Origin of the sequence: Dactylosporangium sp. CA-092794, assembly GCF_050948465.1 — a bacterium.
Lineage (GTDB): Bacteria > Actinomycetota > Actinomycetes > Mycobacteriales > Micromonosporaceae > Dactylosporangium.
Genome location: NZ_CP192044.1, coordinates 5236705 through 5258393, shown reverse-complemented (window position 1 = coordinate 5258393; position 21689 = coordinate 5236705). Strand labels below are relative to the sequence as shown.

Sequence of the window (21689 nt, the reverse complement as noted above, 5' to 3'; positions counted from 1 at the left end):
GCGATCGGCGTCACGACCGCCCGAACTCGTTGTCCATCAGGTCGAACAGTTCCTCGTCGCTGGCGGCGTCGAGGTCGGCGGGCCGCTCCGGCGCGCCGCTCACCGCCGCGGGCTGCCAGCGCAGCCACAGCCGGTGCAGCTGGGCGGCGATCCGGTCCCGGGTCGGCCGGTCCACCGCGTCCCGGTCGGTCGCGCCGTCCAGCCGGTCCAGCTCGGCCAGCAGCGCCGCGGCGTCGGCGGGTTCCCCCGCACCGCCGGGGCCGCCGGGCTCCGCGCGGGTCAGCTCGTCGAGCAGCAGCCGGGCCACCGCGGCCGGGGTCGGGTGATCGAACACCAGCGTCGCCGGCAACACCACCCCCGCCACCGCCGACAACCGGTTGCGCAGCTCCACCGCCGCCAGCGAATCCACCCCCAGCTCCTGAAACGCCTGCCCGGCACCGACCGCCCCCGCCCCACCGGCACCCAGCACCACCGCCGTCTCCCCCCGCACCAGCTCCACCACCACCCGCTCCCGCTCCGCACCACCCAGCCCGGCCAGCCGCTGCGCCAGGCTGCCGCCGCCGGTCGGGGCGGCGCCGCCGGCCGCGGGCCGCCGCGGCGCCCGGACGCGGTCGCGCAGCAGCGGCGGCAGCGTGCCGGCCGCGCCGAGCTCGGCCAGCCGGGCCGGGTCGAGGCTCGCCGCGACGACCGCCGCCGCGTCGCCGGCCAGGGCGGCGTCGAGCAGCGCCAGCCCGGCGTCCGGGGCAAGGGGGCGCAGGCCGGCCCGCCGGCTGCGCTCGGCGTCGGCGCCGCCCATCCCGGTGCCGCCGGTGTCCCACAGGCTCCAGGCCAGCGCGGTGGCCGGCAGCCCGGCGGCGCGGCGCAGCGCGGCCAGGCCGTCCAGGAACGAGTTGGCCGCCGCGTAGTTGGCCTGCCCGGGGTTGCCCAGCACGCCGGCGATCGAGGAGTACAGCACGAACGCCCGCAGCGGCCGGTCCCTGGTCAGCTCGTGCAGGTGCCAGGCGGGGTCGGCCTTGGCCGCGAAGACGGCCCGCACCGCGGCGGCGTCGAGCCCGGTCAGCACGCCGTCGCGCAGCACGCCGGCGGCGTGGATCACGGCGGTGAGCGGATGCTCGGCCGGTATGCCGGACAGGACCGCCGCGAGCTGCTCGCGGTCGGCCGCGTCGGCCGCCACGACGTCGGCCTGGGCGCCGAGGCCGGCCAGCTCGGCGACCAGCTGCCCGGCGCCCTCGGCGGCGGGGCCGCTGCGCGAGAGCAGGACCAGCCGGCGCACGCCGTGGCGTCGCACCAGGTGCCGGGCGACGATGCCGCCGAGCGCGCCGGTCCCGCCGGTGACGAGCACCGTGCCGCCGTCCAGGGCGGGCGCCGGACCGGGCGGTGCCGGCAGGTCGACCAGGCGCGGCGCGAAGGCGGTGCCGGCGCGCACGGCCAGCTGCGGCTCGCCGGTGGCGAGCACCGCGTCCAGCGGCGGCAGTGCCCGCGGGTCGTCGACGTCGAGCAGGACGAACCGGCCGGGGTGCTCCGACTGTGCGGTGCGCAGCAGCCCCCAGACCGCGGACGCGGCCGGGTCGACCGGGCCCGGGTCGGTCTCGGAGGTCAGCAGGGCGCCGCGGGTGAGCACGACCAGCGGCACCGGCTCCAGCTCGCCGCGGCCCAGCCAGTCGCGCAGCACCGCCAGCGTGCCGCTGACCAGCTCCAGCGCCCGGGCGGCGCCGGTCGCGTCGCTGTGCGGGGTGAACACCACCGCATCCGGGCGCGGCCCGGCGGCGATCTCGTCGAGCCCGGCCGCGGCGCCGTCGAGGTGCCGCACGTCGGCCGGCGCGCCGGTGGGCACGAGCGGCACGGTGGTGCGCCAGTCCTCCCGGGCCAGCGCGCCGCCCGCGGCGCGGGCGAGCCATCCGGCGTCGACCGGCCGCAGCGCCAGCGCGTCGATGTCGGCGATCGGGGCTCCCTGCGGGTCGGCCAGCCGCATGGCGACGGTGTCGGCGCCGGCCGGGGTGACGCGCACCCGGATCCGGTCCGCGGCGCTCGCGTGCAGCCGGACGCCGCGCCAGGCGAACGGCAGCAGCAGCCGGCCGGAGCCGCCGATGCCGGCGGCGAAGCTCGTCGCGTGCAGGGCCGCGTCGAGCAGTGCCGGGTGCAGGCCGTATCCGCCGGCGTCGGGGTCCTCGTCGGCCGGCAGCTCGGCCTCGGCGTACACCTCCTCGCCGGCGGTCCAGACCCGCCGCAGCCCGCGGAACGCCGGCCCGTACTCGTAGCCCTGCTCGTGGAGGCGGTCGTAGCAGCCCTCCAGGTCCTGCTCGACCGCGCCGGGCGGGGGCCAGGCGGCCGGTGCCGGGCCGGGCCGCGGCGCGGCCGGTGCCGCGACCGTCCCGGTCGCGTGCCGGGTCCACGGCGCCGACGACCCGGCCGGGCGTGCGTGGATGCTCAGCGGGGCGGTACCGGCGCCGTCCCGCTCCCCGATGGTGACCTGCAGCTCGACCGCGCCGCAGTCGGGCAGCGGCAGCGGCGCCTCGATGACGAGCTCGTCGAGCGCCCCGGCCAGCTCGTCCGCGGCGTACCGGGCCAGCTCGACCAGCGCCGCGCCGGGTAGCACCACGGCGCCGGCGATGACGTGGTCGGCCAGCCACGGCTGGTCGTCCGTGGACAGCCGGCCGGTGCAGACCAGGCCGCCGGTAGCGGGCAGCCGCACCACCGCCGCGAGCATCGGGTGCCCCGCGGGCACGAGCCCGGCCCGGTCGAGCGCGGCGGCCGGGGCGTGGACGTTCGCCCAGTACCGCTGGCGCTGGAACGGGTAGGTGGGCAGCGGCACCGGGCGGCCGGCGGGCACGACGGCGGCGATGTCGGCGCGGTGGCCCCGCACGAACACGTGCCCGAGCGCGGTGAGCGCGGTGACGTCGTCGGGCCGGTCGTGCCGGACCGCGGCGACGAACTCGGCCGCGTCGCCGAGGACGGTGCGGCCCAGGGCGGTGAGCACCGCGCCGGGCCCCACCTCCAGGAACGTGGCCACGCCGGCGTCCCGCGCGGCCGACACCGCGTCGGCGAACCGCACCGGGCGGCGGACGTTGCCCAGCCAGTAGTCGACCGAGGACAGCGTGGCGTCGTCGACCGGTGCGCCGGTGACGGTGGAGACGAAGGCCAGCCGGGCGGGCTGGAACGTGAGCGTGGCGAGCACCTCGCGGAACTCGGCGAGCATCGGCTCCATCAGCGGCGAGTGGAAGGCGTGCGAGACGCTGAGCCGCCGGGTGCGCCGGCCGGCCCGGGCCAGCTCGTCGCCGATCGCGGCGACGTCGTCCGCCGCGCCGGACACGACGACGGAGGCAGGGGCGTTGAGGGCGCCGACGGCGACCCGGTCCTCGCGGCCGGCCAGCAGGGGCAGCACCTCCGCCTCGCCGGCCTCGACGGCGAGCATCGCGCCGCCGGCCGGCAGCTGCTGCATGAGGCGGGCGCGGGCGGCGACCAGGCGGACCGCGTCGGGCAGGGACAGCACGCCGGCGACGTGCGCCGCGGCCACCTCACCGACCGAGTGGCCGAGCACCGCGTCCGGGCGCACGCCCCAGGACTCGAACAGGCGGTACAGCGCCACCTCGACGGTGAACAGCGCGGGCTGGGTCCAGCCGGTCTCGTCGAGCAGGCCAGCCGTGCCCGGCGCGCCGGTGATCACGTCCCACACGCCGACGGCCGTGCCGTCCGACGGGGTGGCGTACCCGGCGAGCTCCACGTCCAGCACCGCGGTGACCTCGTCGACGACCCGGGCGAACTGCGGGAACCGCTCGTACAGCGCGACGCACATGCCGACCCGCTGGGCGCCCTGCCCGGTGAACAGCGCGGCCAGCGAGCCGCCCGCGGCGGAGCCGGCCACCACGGCGGCGTCGGGCTCGCCGTCGGCCAGCGCGGTGAGCCGGGCCACCGCCTCGTCGGCACCGGCGGCGACCACGACGGCGCGGTGCTCGAACCGGGCCCGGGCCCGCAGCAGCGACCAGGCGACGTCGGGCAGCGCCGGGCGGTCCGGGGCCGACAGGCGCCGGGCCAGTCGCCGGGCCTGTGCGCGGAGCGCGGCGGCGGAGCGGGCGGAGAGCACCAGCGGCGCCGGGGTCTCGGGCGGGTCGGCCGGCTCGGGCGGGTCGGCCGGCTCGGGCGGCGCGGCGACGGGCGGCGCCTCCTCGATGATCACGTGCGCGTTGGTGCCGCTGACCCCGAAGGAGCTGATGCCGGCGCGGCGCGGGGTCTCGCCGCGCCGCCAGGGTCGCGCCTCGGTGAGCAGGCACAGCGTGCCGGTGGACCAGTCGACGTGCGGCGAGGGCTCGTCGGCGTGCAGGGTGCGCGGCAATACGCCGTGCCGCAGCGCGGCGACCATCTTGATCACCCCGGCCACACCGGCGGCGCCCTGCGTGTGGCCGATGTTCGACTTCACCGAGCCGATCCACGCGGGCCGGTCGGGGCTGTGCCCGGCGCCGTACACGTCGAGCACGGCCTGGGCCTCGATGGGGTCGCCGAGCGCGGTTCCGGTGCCGTGCGCCTCGATCACGTCGACCTCGCCGGCCCCCAGCCCGGCCGCGGCCAGCGCCGAGCGGATGACCCGCTGCTGGGCGGGGCCGTTGGGGGCGGTCAGGCCGTTGGAGGCGCCGTCCTGGTTGACCGCGCTGCCGCGAACGACGGCGAGCACCGGGTGGCCCTTGGCCAGCGCGTCGGACAGCCGCTCGACCAGCAGCACGCCGACGCCCTCGGACCACGCGGTGCCGTCGGCGCCGGCGCCGAAGGCCTTGCACCGCGCGTCCGGGGCGAGCCCCCGCTGCCGGGAGAACTCGATGAAGTTGTCCGGCGTGACCATCACGGTGACGCCACCGGCCAGCGCCATGTCGCACTCGCCGCCGCGCAGCGCCTGCACCGCCAGGTGCAGCGCGACCAGGGAGGAGGAGCAGGCGGTGTCGACGGTGATGGCGGGGCCGTGCAGGCCCAGGGTGTAGGCGATCCGGCCGGACGCGACGCTGCCGGAGATCCCGGTCAGCCGGTAGCCCTCCAGCTCGGCGGTGCTGTGGTGCAGCCGGACGGTGTAGTCGTGGTTGATGACGCCGGTGAACACGCCCACGTTGGCGCCGCGCACCGACGCGGGGTCGATCCCGGCCAGTTCGAACGCCTCCCACGAGCTCTCCAGCAGCAGCCGCTGCTGCGGGTCCATCGCCGTGGCCTCGCGGGGCGAGATGCCGAAGAACTCCGCGTCGAAGTCGGCCATCGACTCCAGGAACCCGCCGCGGCGCACGTAGGAGGTGCCCGGATGGTCGGGATCGGGGTCGTAGAGCGCCTCCAGGTCCCAGCCGCGGTCGGCCGGGAAGTCACCGATCACCTCACCGCCGGACTCCACCAGCCGCCACAGCGCCTCCGGTCCGTCGACGCCGCCGGGGAAACGGCAGCTCATCGCCACGATCGCGATCGGTTCGGCGGCCCCGGCGGAGGCCGGCGCGGGCGCCGCCGGCTCGGGCGCGGGCGCGGCGCCGAGCAGGCCCGCGCGCAGGTGACCGGCGAGGGCGGCCGGGGTCGGGTGATCGAAGACGACGGTCGCGGCCAGGCGCAAGCCGGTCGGCCCGCTGAGCCGGTTGCGCAGCTCGACCGCGGTGAGCGAGTCGAACCCGGCGTCACGGAAGGACCGGTCCGGCTCGACCAGCTCGGCGGAGCCGTGGCCGAGCACCGCCGCCGCGTGCTCGCGGACCAGCTCGACGAGGACCCGGTCGCGCTCGGTCGCCGGCAGGCCGGCGAGCCGGCGGCTCAGGTCGTCCTCGCGGATCGCCGCCGCGGCGGCGGCCCGGCGCGGGTGGCGGGCCAGCCCGCGCAGCACGGCGGGCAGCGGCTCGCCGGTCCCCCGGCCGCGCAGCGCGGGCACGTCGAAGCGGGCCGGCACCAGCACGGCGTCGGCCGCGCCGAGGGCCTGCGTGAACAGCCGGACGCCGCCGGCCGCGTCGAGGCCGAGCATGCCGTCGCGGGCGGTGCGCCGGCGGCTCACCTCGTCCAGCCCGGTGGTCAGCGCGCTCTCGTGGGCCCAGAAGCCCCAGTCGAGGGCGAGGGCGGCGGCCCCCTGCGCGCGCCGCAGCTGGGCGAGGCCGTCGAGGAAGGCGTTGGCCGCCGCGTAGTTGCCCTGCCCGGGGTTGCCCAGCACACCGGCGGCCGAGGAGTACAGCACGAACGCGGCCAGGTCCGCCCCGGCGGTCAGCTCGTGCAGGTACCACGCCGCGTCGACCTTCGGGCCGAACACCCGGTCGATCCGCTCGGGCGTCAGCGCGCCGAGCACGCCGTCGTCGACGGAGCCGGCGGTGTGCACGACCGCGGTGAGCGGGTGGGCCGCCGCCACGCCGGCCAGCAGCGCCGCCACCGCCGAGCGGTCGCCCAGGTCGCACGCCACGACGTCGACGTGGCAGCCGGCCGCGGTCAGCTCCCGCACCAGCTCGGGCAGCCCGGCGCTCGCCGCGCCGCGGCGGCTGGCCACCAGCAGCCGGCGCACCCCGTGACCGGCCACCAGCTCGCGCGCGGCCAGCCCGCCGAGCGTCCCGCCGCCGCTGATCAGGACGGTCCCGTCCGGGTCCAGCGGCCGGGGCACGGTCAGCGCCACCTTGCCCACGTGCCGGCCCTGGCTCATGTGCCGCAGCGCCGCCGGCGCCTGTCGCACGTCCCACGCGGCGACCGGCAGCGGGGTGATCTCGCCGGAGGCGAACAGCCCGGCCAGCTCCGCCAGCAGTTCACCGATCCGGTCCGGTCCCGCGTCGCGCAGATCATAGGGTTGGTACCGCACGCCCGGGTGCGCGCCGGCGACGTCCGCGGCGGGCCGGATGTCGGTCTTGCCCAGCTCGAGGAAGCGCCCGCCGCGGGGCAGCAGCGCCAGGGAGGCGTCGACCAGCGGCCCGGCCAGCGAGTTCAGCACGACGTCCACGCCGTGGCCGTCGGTCGCGGCGAGGAACCGCCCGGCGAAGCCGGCGTCGCGCGAGGACGCCTGCCGGTCCCGGGGCACGCCGAGGCCGTCGAGCACCGGCCACTTGGCCGGGCTCGCCGTCGCGTACACGGTCGCGCCGAGGACCCGGGCCAGCTGGACGGCCGCCATGCCGACGCCGCCCGCGGCGGCGTGCACCAGCACCGCCTCGCCGGGCCGCACCCGGGCCAGGTCGCGCAGCCCGTACAGCGCGGTGAGGAACGCGATCGCGACGGTGGCGCCCTGGGCGAAGCTCCAGCTCGGCGGCAGCGGCGCGACCAGCCGCCGGTCGGCCACCACGGCCGGGCCGAACCCGCCGAAGTCCCACACCATCGCCAGGACGCGGTCGCCCGGCCGGACGCCGGTCACCGCGGCGCCGACCTCGATGACCACGCCGGCCACCTCGCCGCCGAGGCCGGACTGCCCGGGCACCATGCCCAGCGTCACCAGCACGTCGCGGAAGTTCACGCCGGCCGCCCGCACGCCGATGCGCACCTCACCGGGGCCCAGCGCGGCGGGCGGGACCGGCACCAGGGCCAGCTCGTCAAGGGCGGTGCCGGTCGCCGTCAGGCACCAGCCGGCGGCGCCGGCCGGGGGCGTCAGCACGTCGCGGCCGGCCGGGACGAGCCGCGGCACGCTAACCGTGCCGGCCCGCACGGCGAACTGGTCCTCGCCGGCCGCGACCGCCGCGGCGAAGGCGCGGGCGGACCCGGGACCGGTGTCGACGTCGGCCAGCACGATCCGGCCCGGCTCCTCGCTCTGCGCGGAGCGGACCAGGCCCCAGACCGCGCTCGCCGCCGGATCGGCGACCTCCGCGGCATGCGAGACGGCGACCGCGCCGCGGGTCGTCACCACCACCCGGGCGGCGGCCAGCTCCGGCGCCGCGAGCAACCGCTGCAGCTGATCGAGGACCCGGGCGGCCAGGGCGTGCGCCCGGCGCGCCGGGTCGGCGTCGCCGACCGGCTCGCCCGCGTGCAGCAGTACCACCCGCGGCGCCGGCGTGCCCCGCCCGACGGAGCGGCGCAGCTCCTCCACCGTCGCGTGGCGGGTCGCCGCCGGCCCGGCGTCCGGCCCCACGGCGGCCCAGTCGCCGGCGTCCGGCCCGGTGGGCGCGGCGCCGACCGGCGCGGGCACCCACCGCACGGCCCACAGATCGTCGTGGTCGGCCGCCGGCTGCGCCGAAGCCGGGCGGAAGCTCAGCGCGCCGATCGTGGCGACCGGGGCGCCGGTCGCGTCGGCCAGATCCAGCCGCGCCGGGCCGTCGGCGCCGGCGCGCAGGCGCACCCGCAGGACGCTCGCCCCGGCGGCGTGCAGGGCGACGTCGCGCCAGGCGAACGGCAGCCGCAGACCGTCGCCGGAGCCGCCCGGTGCGGCGCCGAAGCCGCACACGTGCAGCGCGGCGTCCAGCAGCGCCGGGTGGACGCCGAACGCGCCGGCGTCGGCGAGCACCGGCTGCGGCAGGGCCACCTCGCCGTAGACGTCGCCGCCGGCCACCCAGACCCGGCGCAGGCCGCGGAACGCGGGGCCGTAGTCGATGCCGTCGGCGGCGCGCCGGGCGTAGAAGTCGTCCAGCGGCTGTTCGATCGCCCCGGGCGGCGGCCAGGCCCCGGCGAGGCCCTCGGCCGGCGCGGCGGCGCTCGTCACGGCACCGGTCACGTGGCGGCGCCACTCGGCGTCCGCCGCGGCGCCGGCCGGGCGGGACCGGATGGTCACCGCGCGCCGCCCGGTCGCGTCCGGGGCGGCGACGTCGACCTGGACCTGCGCCGCGCGGCCCGGCTCGATCGCCAGCGGGGCCTCGATCACCAGCTCCTCGACGCCGGCCGCGCCGACCTCGTCGCCGGCCCGGATCACCATCTCCACCAGCGCCGCCGCCGGCACGATGACCCGGCCGCCGACGACGTGGTCGGCGAGCCACGGCTGGGTCCGGGTCGACAGCCGCGCGGTGAGCAGCACCCCGTCGCGGTCCGGCAGCGGCACGACGGCGCCGAGCAGGGGGTGCTCGGCGTCGTCCAGGCCCAGCCCGGCCGGGTGGCCGGCGGAGGCCGGGAGAATCCAGTACCGCTCGGGCTGGAAGGCGTACGTCGGCAGGTCGACCCGCTCCGCGCCGGCCAGCAACCGTCCGAAGTGGACGCCGTGTCCGCGCACCAGCAGGTCGCCGGCGGCCAGCAGTGCCGCGTGCGGCTCCGGGCGGTCCGGGCGCAGCCCGGCGACGAACGCGGCCCGCCGCTCGGCCAGGGCGGTCGCGGCCATCCCGGTGAGCACCCCGCCCGGCCCCAGCTCGAGGTAGGTCGACGCGCCCTGCTCGTCGAGGGTGTGCAGCGCGTCGGCGAAGCGCACGGCCGAGCGGACCTGGCGGACCCAGTACTCGGGGTCGGCGAGTTCGGCGGCGGCAAGGGCACCGGTGAGCGTGGACACCAGCGGGATTCGCGGCGGACGGAACGTCACCGTGCCGGCCACCGCGCGGAAGTCGTCGAGCATCGGCGCCATCAGGGGCGAGTGGAAGGCGTGGGACACGCGCAGCCGGCCGGTGCGCACGCCGCGGGCGTTCAGCAGCTCGGCGACGGCCAGGACGGGCTCCCGCTCGCCGGAGATGACCACGGCCTCCGGGCCGTTCACGGCCGCGACGGAGACCCGCTCTTGCAGATCGGCGAGCAGCGGCAGTACCACATGCTCCGCGGCGGCGACCGCGACCATCGCCCCGCCGGCCGGCAGTGCCTGCATCAGCCGGCCGCGCGCCGCGACCAGGCGGGCCGCGTCGGCCAGCGACAGCACGCCGGCGATGTGTGCGGCGGCGAACTCGCCGACGGAGTGGCCGGCCACGAAGTCCGGTCGCACGCCCCAGGACTCGAAGAGCCGGAACAGCGCCACCTCCAGGGCGAAGAGCGCGGGCTGCGTGTACCCGGTGCGCTCGAGCTCGGCCGGTGCGTCCGGGTCGGTGCCGAACACCAGACCGCGCAGCGGCCGGTCCAGCAGCGGATCGAGGTGGGCGCAGACCTCGTCGAAGGCCGCGGCGAACTCCGGGAACCGCGCGTGCAGCCCGGCGCCCATCCCGGCCCGCTGCGCGCCCTGCCCGGTGAACAGGACCGCCAGCGCCCCCTCCGCCGGCCCGGCGCCCGCGGGAGCGGCGGGATCGGCGCCGGCGAGCGCCCGCAGCGCCCGCGCGGCGCCGGCGAGGTCGTCGGCGACCAGCACCGCCCGGTGCGGCAGGGCGGAGCGGGTGTGCAGCAGCGACCACGCGAGGTCGGCCAGGCGCGGCCGCCCGGGGTCGTCGGACCACCGCTCGACGTGCTGGGCGAGGTGGCCGGCCTGGGCGCGCAGCCCGGCCGGGTCGGCGCCGCTGACGAGCAGCGGCAGGGCTCCGGGCGCCGGTTCGGTGCGCGGCGCCGCCGGCGCGGCGGGTGGCTCCTCGATGATGACGTGGGCGTTGGTGCCGCTCACCCCGAACGAGCTCACCGCGGCCCGGCGGGGCGCGCCGTCGCGCGCGGGCCACGGGCGGGCCCGGTTGAGCAGCGCGACGCCGCTGCCCTCCCAGGCGATGTGCGGCGAGGGCTCCTCGGCATGCAGCGTGCGCGGCAGCGTGCCGTGCCGCAGGGCCTGAATCGTCTTGATGACGCCGAGCGCGCCGGCGGCCGCCTGGGCGTGGCCGATGTTCGACTTGAGCGAGCCCAGCCACACCGGCGCCGCCTCGGGCCGCTGCGCGCCGTAGACGGCGATGAGGGCGTGCGCCTCGATCGGGTCGCCGAGCGCGGTACCCGTGCCGTGCCCCTCGACCGCGTCGACGTCGCCGGGGCGCAGCCCGCCCGCGGCCAGGGCGGCGCGGATGACCCGCTGCTGGGCCAGGCCGTTGGGCGCGGTCAGCCCGTTGGAGGCGCCGTCCTGGTTCACCGCGCTGCCGCGCACCACCGCCAGCACCCGGTGGCCGCGGGCCAGGGCGACCGAGCGGCGCGCCAGCACCAGGATGCCGACGCCCTCGGACCATACGGTGCCCTCGGCGCCGGAGCCGTAGGCCCGGCAGACGCCGTCGGCGGCGAGTCCCCGCTGCCGGGAGAACTCGATGAACGAGGTGGGCTGGGCCATCACGGCCACGCCGCCGGCCAGCGCCAGCTCGCACTCGCCGGCCCGCAGCGACGCCGCGGCGAGGTGCAGCGCGACGAGCGAGGACGAGCAGGCGGTGTCGACGGTGATCGCGGGCCCCTCGAAGCCGAAGGTGTAGGCGACGCGGCCGGACGCGACGCTGCCGGCCGAGCCGATGCCGAGGTAGCCCTCGGTGCCCTCCGGCGCGCGGTGCAGGTTGGTGCCGTACTCGCGGTACATCACGCCGGCGAACACCCCGACCGGTGCGCCCTTGAGGCTCGCCGGGTCGATGCCGGCGTCCTCCAGGGCCTCCCACGAGGTGGTCAGCAGCAGCCGCTGCTGCGGGTCGGTGGCCAGGGCCTCGCGGGGCGAGATGCCGAAGAACCCGGCGTCGAAGGCGCCGGCGTCGTACAGGAAGCCGCCCCGGGTCACGTAGGTCGTGCCGGGGTGGTCCGGGTCGGGGTGGTACAGCGCGCCGAGGTCCCAGCCGCGGTCGGCCGGGAAGTCGCCGATGACGTCGGCGCCCTCGGCGACGATCCGCCACAGCTCGGCCGGGCTGTCGGCGCCGCCCGGCGCGTGGCAGGCCATGCCGACGATGACCACCGGGTCGTCGTCGAGCGGCACCGGCGCGGGCGGCGCGCCCGGCTCGGCGGCCGGCGGGATCGGGAACAGCTCGCCGAGCAGGTGGCCGGCGACGGCCCGCGGGGTGGGGTGGTCGAAGGCGAGGGTGGTCGGCAGCGGCAGCCCGGTCGCCGTGATCAGCCCGGCGCGCAGCTGCACCGCCTGGGCCGAGGTGTACCCGGCGTCCCTGAACGGCCGGTCCGGCGGCACCGCCTCGGGGTCGGCGTCGCTGAGCCGCGCGGCCTCGCGCTGCACCAGCCGGAGCACCTCGCGCTCCCGGTTCGCCGGGGTCAGCGTGGCGAGGCGCTCGCGCAGCGCCGCGGTGACCGTGTCGCTCGCGGCCGCGGCGGCGGTGGACGTGCCGACCAGGCGGCGCAGCATTGCCGGTATCTCGCCCGAGCGCAGCCGGGCCGCGTCCAGCCGCCCGGCCAGCAGCGCGGGCTGGTCGCCGGCCAGGGCCGCGTCGAACATGGCCGCCGCCGACCGGGCGTCCAGCGCCGCGAGTCCGGAGCCGGTGGCGGCCCCGGGCGCGGCGGGCAGCGACAGCGCGCGGACCGGCGCGCCGGGGGCGGACCGGGACTGCGCCAGGGCGGTGAGGAACGCGGCGACGGCGTCGCCGGCCGGGTCGCCGGTGCCGCCCAGGTCGGCCTCCGTGAGCAGGACGGTGACCGCGCCGTGCGGGCGGGCGAGGGCGGCGGCGGACAGCGCACCGCGCAGGGCGCGGCGCAACGGCTCGGCGCCGGCGGCGTGGACGACCAGGGTCACCGACCGGCCACCGGCGGCCGCCAGGGCATCCGGCACGGCGGCCTCGGGCACCAGCGCCGCGCCGACCTTCATCCGGTGCAGGTCGGCGAGCAGTTCGGCGGCGCCCGGGTCGGCGCCGCCGCCCGGGCTGACCAGCAGGAACTGCCGGGCCTTGTGCGCGCTGACCAGGTGGTGCGCCACGCGCGCGGCGAGCGGGCCGGCGGCGTCGACGAGCAGGACGGTCGCCTGCGGGTCGCCGAGCTCGACCCGGCGCGCGCCGCCGGTCGCCCGCTGCAGGCCGGGCACGAGCGCGACGCCGCCGCGCAGGGCGACCTCGGGCTCGGCGTCGAGCGGCAGCGCGGCGAGCAGCTCGCCGACGGACTCGTCGCCGTCGTGGTCCCACAGCAGCAGGCGGCCGGGTGCGCGCAGCCGGGCCGCGCGCAGCCGGCCCCACAGCGGCGCGGCGGTCAGGTCGGCCGCGGCGCGGTCGCCGCCGGTGACGACGGCGTGCCGGGTCAGCACGGCGAGCGGTACACCGGCCGTGGTTTCGGCGGCCAGCCACGCCGAGACCGGGCCGGTGGCCGCGTCCAGGCGGCCGAGCGCCGCCTCGACCGGGTCCGCCTCGGGCGCCGGCGGGGCGCCGGCCTCGTCGAGGCGGAGCACGGCCACGTCCGGGCGGGCCTGCCCGGCCGCGATCGCGTCGGCGAGGGCGGTGAGATCGGGGTAGGTCTCGGCCGGCCGGCCGGCGGCGGCGAGCCGGGCGGCCAGGTCGGCGGCGTCCGGTCCGGCGACCGCCCAGCGGCGCGGCGGGGTGGCGGCCGCGGCGTCGGCGCGGGCGGGCAGCGGCGTCCAGCGCACGGCGAACAGGTGCTCCGGGGAGCCGCTGGCCGAGGCGAGCAGCCGGGCCGGGGTCTGCGCCAGCGCCAGCCGCATCGTCTTGCCGGACGCGGTCCTGGGCACCCGCTCGATCCGGTAGATCTCCTCCGGGATCTTGAAGTACGACAGCTGCTCGCGGCACTCGGCGAAGACGCGCTCGGTGTCGAGGCCCTTCGCGGCGGGCACCACGTACGCGATGGGCACCTCGCCCAGCACCTCGTGCGGCCGGGCGGCCACGGCGACGTCGGCGACGCCGGGCACCCGGCGGATCACCTCCTCCACCTCGGCGGGGTGGATGTTCTCCCCGCCGCGGATGATCAGTTCCTTGATCCGCCCGGTGATGAAGCAGTAGCCGGCCTCGTCGCGGCGGGCCAGGTCGCCGGTGCGGTACCAGCCGTCCCGGATCGCGGCGGCGGTCGCCTCGGGCTGGTTGTGGTAGCCGACCATGACGTTCGGGCCGCTGACCCAGACCTCGCCCTCCACTCCCGGCGCCACGTCGGCGAGCGTCTCGGGGTCGACCAGGCGCACGCTCAGGCCGGGCACGGGGATGCCGCAGGAGCCCTCCACGCGGGCGCCGGTCGGCCAGTTGATGGTGATCGATCCACACGTCTCGGTGCTGCCGTAGGCGTCGATCAGCGGCACCCCGAAGAGCTCCTCGACGTCGCGGCGCAGGGCGGCGGTGGTGACCGCGCCGCCGACCAGGCTCATCCGCAGGTGCGGGGCGCGGAAGCCCTGCTCGCGGCCGGCCGTGACGAGTTGGTGGTACACCGTCGGCACGCCGGCCAGGAACGTCGCCGACTCCTCCCGCAGCGCCGCGAGAATGTCGGGCGCGGCGAATCCGTCGACGATGCGGGCCGTCGCCCCGACCGATGTCACGCCCAGGATGCACACGATGTGGGAGAGGCTGTGGAACAGCGGCAGCGGCCACACGACCCGGTCGTCGGCGGACAGCCCGGTGACCGGGACGTAGGTCGCGGCGACCGACCACAGGCAGTTGCGCTGGGTGGACAGCACGCCCTTCGGCTTGCCGGTGGTGCCCGAGGTGTACAGCATCCACGCCACGTCGTCGAGGCCGAGGTCGTCCCGCGGCGGCAGCGGCGCCGGCGTGGCGGCCAGGGCGTCGAACGAGACGGTCCGCTCGGGGGCGTCGCGCGGCGGCACGTCGGCGCCGACCAGCACGAGCCGCACCTCGGGCCGCTCGGCGAGCACGCGGCGCAGCTGCGGCAGGTGCGCCAGGTCGCTGATCAGGAACCGCGCGCCGCTGTCGTCGAGCAGGTAGCCGAGCTCGGCGTCGGTGGCGCGCGGATTGATCGGCACGCCGATCGCGCCGGCGCGGACCAGCGCGAGGTAGCTCTCCACCATGTCGACGGTGTTGCCGAGGTAGATCGCGGCCCGGTCCGCGGGCTGCAGGTGCAGCCGGGCGAGGTTGCCGGCCAGGTTGGCGGTGCGGGTCTCCAGCTCCGCGTAGGTGACGCTGCGGCGGGCGTCGCGGTACGCCGTCTTGGCGGCGAAGGCGGCGGCCTGGTGGCGCAGCGTCTCGGGAAGCGGCCGGACCAGCTCGGTACGCAGCATGTCCACCCCATCCAGTCGTGGCCGGCCCGCGGCGGCGCGCCGCCGCCGGACGGCGGCGCACACGGATGCGGGCGATGCCAGGCCAGTCTGGGTTCCGGCCGGGCGCGCCGTACCCCAGCAGGACCCCCTATAGCGGCCCTAACTGCGCCGCGCGCCCGCGCGCGGCGCCCGGGTCTGGCTATCGTCGGCTCCGGCGAGCGGTGTCCCCTGCGGTACGCGGCGCGGCCCGTCGCCGCCCGTGAGCGCGGGAGGCGCCGTCCCGTGCGCCGGGACGGTCCGCGGATGCCGACCCCGACACAGCAGCGACGCCCGGAGGCACTGATGAGCACAGATCGCCCTGCCCAACGCCGCGCATGGAGGTCGGCGCTGCTGTCCGCGCCGGACGGCGCCCGGGCCGGGGTGCCCGGCGCGGCGCTGGCCGCGCTGGCCGCGCTGACCCGCCGGCTGCGCGACGCCGACCCGCACGGCCACTGGCGCTTCCGCCGCCTCGACGGCGCGGCGACGCCGCGGCTGGAGGTATCGGTGTGGTCCACGCCGCCGGTCGCGGACGAGCTCCTGCACCGGCTGGGGCTGGACGCGGCCCGCCACGGCTGGTCGGTGCACCCGCCCGCGCCGGCCGGCGAACCGGGCTCCGGCGCCGGCGACGACGACCTGCTGCCGCGGCTGGCGGCGGCCTCCAGCGACTTCGCGGTGGAGGTGGCCGCCCACCCGCTCACCGCCGACGAGCAGTTCGGCCTGGCGGTGGTACACCTGCGGCGGCTCTACGACTTCCTCGCGCCGGAGCACCACCTGCCGCTGCTGTTCCACGGCTGGCACCACTGGAGCCGGTCGCTCACCCCGCCCGACCGCGTGCGTCTCGCCGCGACCGCCGACCGGCACGCCGAGGGCCCGCTGAGCGGGCAGGTGCGCGAGCCGTGGCAGTCGGCCCTGCAGCGCTACGCCCAGCGCGTCGGCGCGGCGCTGCAGGGCCATCGGGACGGGGCCCACGGGCCGCTGCCGTACCTGCTGTTCGACCTGGCCCACGCGACGCACGACCGGCTCGGCCTGGCGCCGGCGGTGGGTGCGGCGGCGGCCCGGGCCCTGCGCGGGTCGCTCGTCGCGGCCCGGTCGGCGGCGCCGGCCGAGGCACTGGTCGCGGCGGCCTGAGGGGAGTGGCGATGACACGCACCGCGCCGAGCACCGCAGGCGCGCCGAGCACCGCAGGCGCGCCGGCCGGCGCCGAGCCGCGGCGCACCGTCCGGGTCGAGCTCGGCGACCGCGCCTACCCCGTGGAGATCGGGCCGGGCGTGCGGCACCTGCTGGCGGACGTCGTCGCCGGCACCGGCGCGAGCCGGGCCGTCGTCGTCTCGGCCCGGCCGCGCGAGCTGGTCCCGGATCCGGGGCTGCCGTGGCTGTTCGTGGCGGCGCGCGACGGCGAGGAGCACAAGACCTTCGCCACGGTGGAGCAGCTCTGCCTGGAGTTCGCCCGCTTCGGGCTGACCAGGCACGACGTGGTCGTCTCCTGTGGCGGCGGTACGACCACCGACACGGTCGGCCTCGCCGCCGCGCTCTACCACCGCGGCGTGGCCGTGATCCACCTGCCGACCACGCTGCTGGCGCAGGTCGACGCGAGCGTCGGCGGCAAGACGGCGGTGAACCTGCGGGCCGGCAAGAACCTCGTCGGCGCCTACTGGCAGCCGCGCGCGGTGCTGTGCGACACGGACTTCCTGGCCACCCTGCCCGGCCGCGAGTGGGTCAACGGCTACGGCGAGATCGCCCGCTGCCACTTCATCGGCGCGGGCGACCTGCGCGAGCTGCCAGTCACCGACCAGATCGCGGCGAGCGTCGCCCGCAAGGCGGAGATCGTCGCCGCCGACGAGCGCGACAGCGGGCTGCGGCACCTGCTCAACTACGGTCACACGCTGGGGCACGCCGTCGAGCACGTCAGCGGGTTCGCGGTGCGCCACGGTGAGGCGGTCGGGATCGGCACCGTCTTCGCCGGGCGCCTCGCGCACGCGCTGGGCCGCATCGGCGAACGGCGCCGCGACGAGCACCTGGCGGTGGTGGCGCACTACGGGCTGCCCACCGCGCTGCCGGCCGGGCTGTCCGCCGAGGCGCTGATCGGGTCGATGCGGCTGGACAAGAAGGCCCTGCACGGCCTGGCGTTCGTGCTGGACGGGCCGGACGGCGCGCGGCTGGTGCCCGGCGTGCCCGAGGGCGAGGTGCGGCGGCTCCTCGCCGGGATGGGCGCGGCCTGACCCGCCAGTGCCGATGCCCCGCGCCGGGTGCGGCGCGGGGCATCGATGCGTGGGCGGCTATCCCGCGGAGACCGGGGGCGCGAACAGCTCCAGCATCTGCCACGGATGGTGCAGCACGGCGTCCGGCGACCGCGCCATCAGGGCCTCGACGTCCACCGCCGCCCACATGGCGGCGACCGCCCGCACGCCCGCACGCTGGGCGCTGGCCAGGTCGATCCACGCGTCGCCGACCATGACCGCGTCGCGGGCGTCGGCGTCGAGCACCTCCAGCGCCCGGTGCACGATGTCCGGGGCCGGCTTGGGCCGGGCCACCTCGTCCGATCCGATCACGGCCTGGAACCGGTCCAGCACGCCGAGCCCGCCCAGCAGCGACCGGGCGCGCTCGCCGCTCTTGCCGGTGGCCACCGCGAGCCGCACGCCCCGCTCGTGCAGCCCCGCGAGCAGCTGCGGGACGCCGTCGAACAGCGGCACCCGATGCGCCAGCCGCTGGCTCTCGCGCACGAAGGGCTCGAGCATCTCCTGCGGCAGCCCCATGATCGTCATGATGTCCGGGAAGTACCGGCCAAGATGCCTGCTGTACTCGGCGAACGGCGCCGGGCCGGGCCCGACGACCTCCGCGTAGGCGGCGGCGAACGCCTCCTTCATGACCGCGAAGCTGTCCACCAGGACACCGTCGAGATCGAAGATCACGGCGCGGATCGGCGTGGCTGTCATCGCATTGCACTCCTACGGCTCAGTGGTCTGCCAGATGGGGCCGATCAGCCGGTGGGTACCGGCACGGGCGCCGCGGCCGGCCGCCACCGGTCGGCCGACTCGTAGAAGCGCTCGATCAGCTCGATCGCGCGCGCCGCCTCGGCCGCCGCGCGGCCCTTCGCCGTCCGGTCGGCCCGGGTCCGGGCGATGTCGTCGAGCTGGCGGTGGTACTCCGCGCCGATCGGCTCGGCCGGGACCGGCTGCGTGCTCGTGCGGCCCTGCCGGGTCACGGTCAGCGCCGACCCGCCGACCCGGTTCGGGCTGAACCCGAACGTGCAGCGCAGCTCCGCGACGCCGGCGCTGCCCTCCACGCGAATGCGCGTGCTGTCGTAGGGCTCGTGCGACGCCCACGCGGCGCGCAGGTGCACCGACACCCCGGTCGTGGTGACCAGGAAGCCGTGCGCGGTGTCCTCCACGTCGCCGCCGCGGTCGCCGCCGGGCGCGGGCGCGTCGAGCCGCCACGCCGCGGCGGCCGTCCCGGCGGCCATGAAGTCGGCCGAGGCGGTCCCGACCACCTGGCCGAACTCGGGCTCGCCGAGCAGCGGCAGGATCACGTCGAGCAGGTGCCAGCCGAGGTCGACCAGCGCGCCGCCGCCGGCCCGGCGGCGGTCGGTGAACCAGCCGTTGCCGCCCGGGATGCCCCGGGCGCGGATCCAGGCCGCCGAGACGTGCCGCACCCGGCCGAGTTGCCCGGCCGCGCGGCCGAGCGCCGCCACGTCCGCCCGCAGCCGGGCCGCGCTGCCGGCCAGCAGCATGGCCGGGCCGGCCGCCTCGGCGGCGGCCAGCTCTCGCGCCTGTTGCGAGGTCAGGCACACCGGCTTCTCCACGAACGTGTCGATGCCGGCGCGCAGCAGGCGCAGGGCCGTCGGCGCGTGCAGATGGTTCGGCACCGCGACCACCGCGAGGTCGACCGCGGCGGGGTCCAGCTCCTCCACGCCGGACACGGCCGCGATCGACGCCTCGGGCGGCAGCGCCTGGCGCGCCCGCGGGTCCGGGTCGACCGCGACGGCGACGGTGAAGCCGGGATGGGCCCGCAGCCGGGGCAGCCAGATCGACCGGCCGGCCCAGCCGAGGCCGACCAGGGCGACCCGCACGGCGCCGTCGGTCACGGCCGGTCCGCCAGCGCCTCGGCCACCACGTCGGCGATGTGCTGCATCTGCTCCTCGGTGCCCAGCAGCGTGCGGTGGTGCAGCCAGACCCCGTCGCGGAACAGCTCCTCGGTGACCGGGCAGCGGGCCGCGATCTGCTCGAGCGTCTCGGCCGGCGCGCTGTGCTCCCAGAAGCCGTCGCTGCGGTAGATCGCCCGGAACGCGACGAACGCCGGCAGCCCGCGCCGGACCAGGTCCTCGACGAGCGCGTTGCGCTGCCGCTCGTCGAGGCCCGGGACGCGGAACATCGCCATGTAGTGCGGGTTGCGGGTGGTGCGCTCGTCGGTGCGCTGGGGCACGACGCCGGGCACCGCGGCCAGCGCCCGCGACAGCACCGGCCAGCGCTGCTCGCGCAGCTCGATCTGGCCGTCGAGCCGGGCCAGCTGGGCGCGCAGCACGCTGGCGGAGAACTCGTTGAGCCGGAAGTTGGAGCCGGAAGTGCGATGCACGTACCAGCGGTCGGTCCGCGGCCGGCCGCAGCTGTGCTTGAGGAAGCCCTCCTCGTAGCGCTCGGCGTCGGGGAACAGCACGGCCCCGCCCTCACCGGCGGTCATGAGCTTGCCGTTCTGGAAGCTCAGCGCGGCGATGGAGCCCAGCTCGCCCAGCCGCCGGCCCTGCCAGAGGGCACCGTGGGCGTGCGCGGCGTCCTGCAGCAGCGGCACGCCGGTGTCGGCGGAGAGCTTCGCCAGCGCGTCCATGTCGGCCAGCAGGCCGGCCATGTGCACCGGCATGATGGCGCTGGTGCGGTCGGTCACCGCCGCCGCGGCGGCCGCGACGTCGATGTTGTACGTGTCCGGCTCGACGTCGACCGGCACGGCCACGGCGCCGAGCCGCTGCGCCGCCTGCGACGAGGAGATGAAGGTGAACGCGGGCACGATGACCTCGGATCCGGGGCGCACGCCCAGCACGTCCAGGGCCAGTTCGAGCGCGTGGGTCCCGTTGGTGACGGCGAGGGCCCGGGGCGCGCCGTGGTAGGCGGCGAACTCCTCCTCGAACCGGTCGACCTCGCTGCCGCCGATCCGCCACCACTGCCCCTGCTCCAGCGCGCGGATCAGCCCGGCGCGCTCGGTGTCGTCGAATTGGGGCCACAACGGAAAATCAAAATTCCGGGTCGGACTGGCCATGACGGTACCCCTTCTTCGATAACGGGAAACGTGGGCCGAGGGCCGGCATTGGTGAGCCCAGCAGCAGCGTTGCGGCCAGGGCGAACGCTAATCGGGCCGTCGATGGGCGTCATTCCCCTAGCCCGCCCCTATGTGCCCCTTGATGCCGCCGCGACAGATTGCGCGGGGGCGCGGGCCCGGCCCATCCTGCTGATCGGTGACCCGCCGGCACAACCGCGTCCGAGGAGGAACATGTGTCCGCCGTACTCCTGCTCAACGGCCCGAATCTGGGCATCCTGGGACGCCGGGAGCCCGAGATCTACGGCTTCGACACGCTGGCCGACATCGAGGCGGCGGTCACGGCGACGGTGAGCGAGCGGGGCTGGAAGGTGATCGCCGCGCAGCACGAGTCGGAGGGCGAGCTGATCGGCGTGGTACAGCGCAACTACGACACGGTCGGCGCGATCGTCAATCCCGGTGCGCTCATGATCGCGGGCTGGAGCCTGCGGGACGCGCTGGCCAGCTATCCGTCACCGTTTATCGAGGTACATCTGTCGAACGTCTGGGCCCGGGAGGCGTTCCGGCACGAGTCGGTGCTCGCCCCGCTGGCCAGCGGCGTCATCGTCGGGCTGGGGGCGTTCGGCTACCAGCTCGCGGCCCGGGCCCTGCTGCACCGGGTGCCGTGACGGCGGTGGCACCGTCAGCCGGTCGCCGCCCGGGCCAGGTGCACCGCGCCGTGCAGCGAGGACAGGCCGGCGAGCAGCGCCGGGCGGATGGCGGGCGGCGGGTGGCCGGGCCGGGCCCAGTGCTCCGCACGCCGGCGCACCAGGTCGACGTAGCCGGGCAGCCCCGCCGCGAAGCCGCCACCGACGATGACGGCGTCGGGGTGCAGCACCTCGTTGAGGCTGACCGCCGCGGCGGCCAGCGCGTCGCAGCTCTCGGTGATCGCGTCCACCGCCCATTCCCCCGCGGCCAGCCAGCCCTCGCGCAGCCGCTCGTAGGACACCGCGGCGCCGCGCCCGCCGGCGGCCCGGGCGAGCGTCGCCGGGCCGGACGCGATCGACTGCAGGCAGCCGGCCCGGCCGCAGGCGCAGCGCTCGCCGCGCCGGTCGATGACCATGTGCCCGATCTCGACGGAGCCCCGGCCGGACTCCACAGTGGACCGTCCGGCGGTCACCAGGCCGCCGCCGATGCCGGTGCCGACGCCGAGGTACACGGCATCGGGGACGCCGGCCGCGCGGGCCTCGGCGAGCGCGGCGAGGTCGCCGTCGTCGGCCCACCGCACCCGCGCGCCGGGCACCAGCCCGGCCAGGGTCGCGGTGACCGGCAGGCCGCTCCAGGTCGGCCGGCTCGGCCACGCCGCGACGCGCCCGTCGGCGGCGACCGTCGCGGGCAGCGCAATGCCGACCGCCGTGATCGGCGCGTCCCAGCCGGTGCGCAGCTCGCGGACCGCCGCGGCGAGCACCGCCAGATCGGTGCCGACGGCCGCGGGCGGGCCGGGCCAGCGCACGCTGTGCTCCGCCGCCGTGCGGCCCTCGCCCTCAACGCGCAGGGCGACCTTCGTCCCGCCGATGTCGATGCCGAGGTACGTCACCGGATCTCCGAT

At 77.7% G+C, this 21689-nt stretch carries 8 protein-coding genes; 3 read left to right on the top strand and 5 right to left on the bottom strand.

What is annotated here, in order from left to right; translation table 11 throughout:
• Nucleotides 1–10: 10 nt before the first annotated feature.
• The gene (locus ACQPXD_RS22645) at nt 11–14842 is read right to left on the bottom strand and encodes an SDR family NAD(P)-dependent oxidoreductase (protein WP_432841623.1); all 14832 of its coding nucleotides are present in this window, start codon (nt 14840–14842) and stop codon (nt 11–13) included.
• Between the two features lie 321 nt (nt 14843–15163).
• Here ACQPXD_RS22645 and ACQPXD_RS22640 point away from each other — a divergent pair, with 321 nt between their 5' ends.
• The gene (locus tag ACQPXD_RS22640; protein ID WP_432841621.1) at nt 15164–15988 is read left to right on the top strand and encodes a hypothetical protein; all 825 of its coding nucleotides are present in this window, start codon (nt 15164–15166) and stop codon (nt 15986–15988) included.
• Between the two features lie 11 nt (nt 15989–15999).
• Entirely contained in the window at nt 16000–17079 is a 1080-nt protein-coding gene (locus ACQPXD_RS22635) for a 3-dehydroquinate synthase family protein (protein WP_432841619.1), read from the top strand.
• Between the two features lie 57 nt (nt 17080–17136).
• Here the strand turns inward: ACQPXD_RS22635 and ACQPXD_RS22630 are convergent, their stop codons facing one another.
• Genes ACQPXD_RS22630 through ACQPXD_RS22620 form a run of 3 tightly spaced genes read right to left on the bottom strand, consistent with a single transcriptional unit; the run spans nt 17137 to nt 20104 of the window.
• Nucleotides 17137–17793, bottom strand: coding sequence for an HAD-IA family hydrolase (locus tag ACQPXD_RS22630; protein WP_432841617.1), 657 nt, complete (start codon nt 17791–17793; stop codon nt 17137–17139).
• A gap of 44 nt (nt 17794–17837) precedes the next feature.
• A complete protein-coding gene (locus tag ACQPXD_RS22625) occupies nt 17838–18941 on the bottom strand; it encodes a Gfo/Idh/MocA family protein (RefSeq protein ID WP_432841615.1) in 1104 nt (367 codons plus the stop codon).
• The gene (locus ACQPXD_RS22620; RefSeq protein WP_432841613.1) at nt 18938–20104 is read right to left on the bottom strand and encodes an aminotransferase class I/II-fold pyridoxal phosphate-dependent enzyme; all 1167 of its coding nucleotides are present in this window, start codon (nt 20102–20104) and stop codon (nt 18938–18940) included. The genes ACQPXD_RS22625 and ACQPXD_RS22620 overlap by 4 nt, the downstream gene beginning before the upstream one ends.
• Before the next feature lie 233 nt (nt 20105–20337).
• Here ACQPXD_RS22620 and ACQPXD_RS22615 point away from each other — a divergent pair, with 233 nt between their 5' ends.
• Nucleotides 20338–20769, top strand: coding sequence for a type II 3-dehydroquinate dehydratase (locus ACQPXD_RS22615; protein WP_432841611.1), 432 nt, complete (start codon nt 20338–20340; stop codon nt 20767–20769).
• A 14-nt stretch (nt 20770–20783) separates the two neighbouring features.
• On the opposite strand, the gene ACQPXD_RS22610 is transcribed toward ACQPXD_RS22615, so the two are convergent.
• A complete protein-coding gene (locus ACQPXD_RS22610; RefSeq protein ID WP_432841609.1) occupies nt 20784–21677 on the bottom strand; it encodes an ROK family protein in 894 nt (297 codons plus the stop codon).
• Nucleotides 21678–21689: the final 12 nt, after the last annotated feature.